The sequence below is a fragment of the Streptomyces sp. FH025 genome, from assembly GCF_017427025.1.
Lineage (GTDB): Bacteria > Actinomycetota > Actinomycetes > Streptomycetales > Streptomycetaceae > Kitasatospora.
Genome location: NZ_JAFLNG010000662.1, coordinates 1 through 4307 on the forward strand (window position 1 = coordinate 1; position 4307 = coordinate 4307).

Here is a 4307-nt window from a genome sequence, read left to right on the forward strand (position 1 = left end):
GTCAGTATGCGACCGGCGGCCCGGTCTCCGGGGGATGCAGGACGACGCCGTCCGCCGTCCACTCGATCCACTGCTGATGGCCCAGCAGGTGCCGCAACAGCGCGATCGGGTACCGCAGTTCCCTTTCATCGAGCCAGGCACTGTCCCAGACCCGTTCGGTGATCACCAGCGGGTCGTGTGCTCCCTCGCCCAGCTCGATCAGGGTGCGTAGAAGCCGCGTACTCGCGTGGGTGAGCTGCACCTCCCGGCCGTCCACGGTGACGACCCGGGTGTCCAGGTCCAGGACGAGGCGGCCGTCGAAGGCACTCAGCGAGCCCTCCGGCGACGGCGGGGTGTACTTCTCCCAGTCGATGTGCTGCGCCCAGGCCGGTCGGCCCTGCGGGAACTGCCGGTCCAACCAGCGCTCAAGCTCCTCGGGATCCACGCCGAGCAGCCTAAACCGACACCGCCTCGCCGTCGCTCCCGGGCCCGGCCAACGTCTCGGATCCGCCGGACCGTTGGCGCTCGGGCGGCCCGGTTGCGATCATGCTCGGCATGACCTCCCTCACCACTGTGACCGCCGCCGCCTCCGGCACCTGGACCCTCGGCGACCGCACCGTCCACCGGATCGGCTTCGGCGCGATGCGCCTGCCGCAGACCGGCCCGGCCCTCGTCCCCGACGCGATTCCGCGCGACCGGGAGCAGGCCCTGCGGGTGCTGCGCCGCGCGGTCGAACTGGGTGTCAACCACATCGACACCGCCGCCTTCTACTTCTCCCCGCTGCGCTCCGCCAACGAGCTGATCAACCGGGCGCTGGCGCCGTACGGCGACGACCTGGTGATCGCCACCAAGGTCGGCCCCGCCCGTACCCCCGACGGCGAGTGGGCCGAGCACGCCCGCACCCCGGCTGCGCTGCGCGTCCAGGTCGAGGAGAACCTGCGCCAGCTCGGCCGCGACCACCTCGACCTGGTCAACCTGCGCGTCCTCGGCACCGACTCGGTCGCCGAACGCTTCGGCGCGCTGGCCGAGTTGCGGCAGGCCGGGCTGATCCGCCACCTCGGCCTGTCCAACGTCCACCCGCACCAGCTCGCCGAGGCGCAGGCCATCGCCCCCGTCGTCTGCGTGCAGAACCCGTACGGCATCGGCGCCTCCCCCGAACAGGACGCGCTGCTGCGGCTCTGCGGCGAGCAGGGCATCGCCTTCGTCCCCTTCTACGCCATCGCGGGCGCCGGACGGCAGGACGGCGCCGGCGAACCCGAGCCCGCCGAGGTACGGGCGGTGGCGCAGGCGCACGGGGCCGGCACCGCTCAGGTCCGGCTCGCCTGGACGCTGCTCCGGGGCCCGCACGTCCTCGCCATCCCGGGCACCGGCGACCCGGCCCACCTGGAGGACAACCTCGCCGCCGGCGCCCTGGAGCTGACCCCGGAGGACCTGGCCCTGCTGGAACTGGCCCACACCTCCTGACCTCGGAACCGGGAGCACCGCTTCGGGCGTCGCTCCGGGACACCACCCCTTCTGTGAGGAGTCCCGGAGCATGCCCGACACCGCCACCCGCCACCTCTACCTCGCCCGCCACGGCGAGGCCGCGCCGGACGGCGGCGGGCTCACCGCCGCCGGCCGCCGGCAGGCTGCCCTGCTGGGGCGGCGGTTGGCGGACCGCCCCCTGTCGGCGGTGCACCACGGCCCGCTCCCCCGGGCCGCGCAGACCGCACGGCTGGTCGCCGAGCAACTGGGCGACGTGGCGGTGTCGGTCTGCGAGGAGGCCGGGGACTACGTCCCGTACCTGCCGGGCCGCGACGAACTACCCGCCGACAGCGCGGAGTTCCTGCTGCGCTTCCTCGCCGGTGCCTCGGCGGAGGAACGCTCGCGGGGCCCCGAGCTGGCCCGGCGGGCCGTCGAACGGTTCACCGGGCCGGTGCCCGGCGGCGAGGAGCGGCACGAACTGCTCGTCACCCACGCCTTCCTGATCGGCTGGCTCGTCCGGCACGCGCTCGACGCCCCGCCCTGGCGCTGGCTGGGCCTCAACGCCGCCAACGCCGCCCTGACCGTCCTGCGCTTCGCCCCCGGCCGCCCGCCGTCAGTGGTGCTGCTCAACGACCAGTCCCACCTGCCCGAGGAACTGCGCTGGACGGGCTTCCCGGTGGACCACCGCTGGTGAACTACCCCGCCCGGCGCAGGTGACGGCTCACATCGCCGACCAGGGTGATGCGGACCCGTCGCTCGACGAAGTGCCACCGCCCTTCACCGCGTTCGAAGCGGTCGTGGTAGCGACCGCCGGCGATGGGTTGCAGCGGCAGGTCGGGCAGGGCCTGGAGCACGGTGACGTACGAGCGCGCGACCGCCGTACCGGCCTCCTCATCGACCTCGATCGCGAGGTTGGTGGTGACGTGCTGGGTTCGCGGCGTGCCGTCGGCGTGGACGATCACCGTCTCGCGGAACATCCGCTCGATCGCTTCGCGCCCGCTCGCCGGCTCGCCGCCGCCCGTGAAGGTGGCGTCGGCGAGCAGGTCGCCGAGCCCGGCGAAGTCGCCGTCGTCCACGAGCTCGGCGTAGCGTGCGATCAGGTTCTCGATGGCCCGGTGGCTCGGCACCGGGTCGGCCGTCAGGCGGGGCGCTATGGACATGGTCTCCTCCGGACGGGACGCACTACCCGGGCCGTTCAAGGAGCAGTTCCGTCCAGTGCACATCCTCGCGCCCGTGGAGGTCCGGGCGTTCGCCGCGGTGGATCGGGCGCAGGCCGCGGGCGGTGGCGAGGGCGATGGTGTGCTCGGGAGGGAGGTCGAACATCCGGCGGCCGGGTGGCACGGGCCCGTGGCGCAGGGTGAGGGCGAGGCGGCCGCCGGGGGCCAGCAGACGGACCAGGGCGTCCATGGCGGGCGGGCCTTCGTCGGGGGCCAGGTGCATCCAGACCGCGGTGATCAGGATGAGGTCGAAGCGCTCGCCCCCGGCACTCAGCACCGGCAGTTCGGGCAGCGCGTCCGCGACCCACCGCACGCCCGACCCGGCGTGCAACCGCTCGCCCACGGCCCGCAGTTCGGGTGTCGGCTCGACCGCGACCACCCGGTGCCCGAGCGCGGCGAGGGCCGCCGCGTCGCGGCCCGTCCCGGCGCCGACGTCGAGGACGGCGGCGGGCGGCGCCGGGTAGTGGCGGCGCAGCAGTGAGCGGTGCACCTGCGCGAAGCTCACGCTCTCGTACTGGACGGCGAGTTGCTCGGCCTGCTCGCCGTACCCCGCCGTTCCCTCCGGCCCCTTCACTCCGCCTCCCGGACGACCACCGCGTCACCGGCCGCCGCCGCGACGGCGAAGAAGTCCCGCAGTTCGCGCAGGTCGTTGACGACCCTCTCGGCCCAGGACTCGGACCAGGGCGTCGGGTAGTGGAGCTGCGCGACGGTGCGGGCGAGCACGGTGTCCTGCTGGCGGACGAGTTCGCCGAGCGCCGAGTCCCGCAGGAAGGTGGAGGCGGCCGCGACCTGTTCGGGGCGCAGCACCGGCATCTCGGCCCCGGGATCCCGGTGTTCGCCGCCGTAGACGGGCAGTCGGGAGGCCGGGTCGGGATGCAGGCCGTTCTCGGTGAGCGCGAGTTCCATCAGGACGGCCGTCCCCCGCACGCCGAGGGCGAGTCCGGCGGCGGCGAGCCGGTCGTACCGGACGTCGCGGCGGTGGGGCACGAGCTCGCCGAGTTCCTCCGGCGAGCAGGTGTCCACGGATGGCCCGGGCAGGCGGCACCAGAAGTGATCCACGCTCACCCGGAAAGCGTAGCGAACGGCGGCCCGGCGATCTGTGGCCCAGACCTCACGACGGCACGTTCAGGCCTCGCCGGGCGCGCGTTCCAGGCGTCGCCGAGCGCGCGTCGAGGCCGCGCCGGGCCGGCACTCAGGCCTCGCCGGGGTGCCAGGCGGGCCACTCCCAGGGGCGGTCGGCCCAGTGCACCCGGATCGGGTCGTGCGGGTCGAGGTCGGGGAAGAGCTGGTGGACACGGGGCTCGAACTCCTCGGGGGCGAGCGGCTCCCAGCCGTGGCCCTCGAAGTGGACGAGGCGGTAGCGGCTGTCGGTCCGGAACTCGGCCACCTCGACCAGGGGCGCGGGGGTGCTGTTGGTCTCCATGCCCCCAGCATGTGGCGCGGTGGCAACCCGCGCCCGTCCAGACCCCTCTTCCGGGTCATGTCCCCAAGTCCGCTCTTCTGGGTCATGTCCCCAGGTCCGCGCAGTCGTTGAGCACGGAAAGGTACGGCAGGGGGGCAGCTCCGGAAGGAATACGACATGACTGGACAGCCCACCGGAGGACAATGGCAGTGGCCGCAGAACACGTGGCAGCCGCCGCCCGTCCC

At 73.9% G+C, this 4307-nt stretch carries 7 protein-coding genes; 2 read left to right on the forward strand and 5 right to left on the reverse strand.

Going from position 1 to position 4307, the window contains the following annotated elements; all coding sequences use genetic code 11:
- Position 1 precedes the first annotated feature (1 nt).
- On the reverse strand, positions 2-424 hold the full coding sequence (locus J0670_RS31570; RefSeq protein ID WP_207815340.1) for a hypothetical protein: 423 nt from the start codon (positions 422-424) through the stop codon (positions 2-4).
- Between the two features lie 110 nt (positions 425-534).
- On the opposite strand from J0670_RS31570, the gene J0670_RS31575 reads away from it, so the two are divergent.
- Positions 535-1443 carry an aldo/keto reductase gene (locus J0670_RS31575; RefSeq protein ID WP_207815344.1) on the forward strand — a complete coding sequence of 303 codons (909 nt, stop codon included), beginning with the start codon at positions 535-537 and terminating at the stop codon, positions 1441-1443.
- A gap of 70 nt (positions 1444-1513) precedes the next feature.
- Positions 1514-2137: a histidine phosphatase family protein gene (locus J0670_RS31580; RefSeq protein WP_207815345.1), complete on the forward strand. Its 624-nt coding sequence runs from the start codon at positions 1514-1516 to the stop codon at positions 2135-2137.
- Between the two features lies 1 nt (position 2138).
- Here the strand turns inward: J0670_RS31580 and J0670_RS31585 are convergent, their stop codons facing one another.
- The 4 genes from J0670_RS31585 to J0670_RS31600 form a co-directional block, all read right to left on the reverse strand.
- Positions 2139-2603, reverse strand: coding sequence for a nuclear transport factor 2 family protein (locus J0670_RS31585; protein ID WP_207815346.1), 465 nt, complete (start codon positions 2601-2603; stop codon positions 2139-2141).
- 22 nt (positions 2604-2625) lie between these two features.
- Complete coding sequence (locus J0670_RS31590) at positions 2626-3234, reverse strand: bifunctional 2-polyprenyl-6-hydroxyphenol methylase/3-demethylubiquinol 3-O-methyltransferase UbiG (protein ID WP_207815347.1); 609 nt, start codon at positions 3232-3234, stop codon at positions 2626-2628.
- Positions 3231-3725 (reverse strand): hypothetical protein, encoded by a 495-nt coding sequence (locus J0670_RS31595; RefSeq protein WP_207815348.1) that lies wholly within the window; start codon positions 3723-3725, stop codon positions 3231-3233. The genes J0670_RS31590 and J0670_RS31595 overlap by 4 nt, the downstream gene beginning before the upstream one ends.
- Positions 3726-3852: 127 nt before the next feature.
- Positions 3853-4083, reverse strand: coding sequence for a hypothetical protein (locus J0670_RS31600; RefSeq protein WP_207815349.1), 231 nt, complete (start codon positions 4081-4083; stop codon positions 3853-3855).
- Positions 4084-4307: the final 224 nt, after the last annotated feature.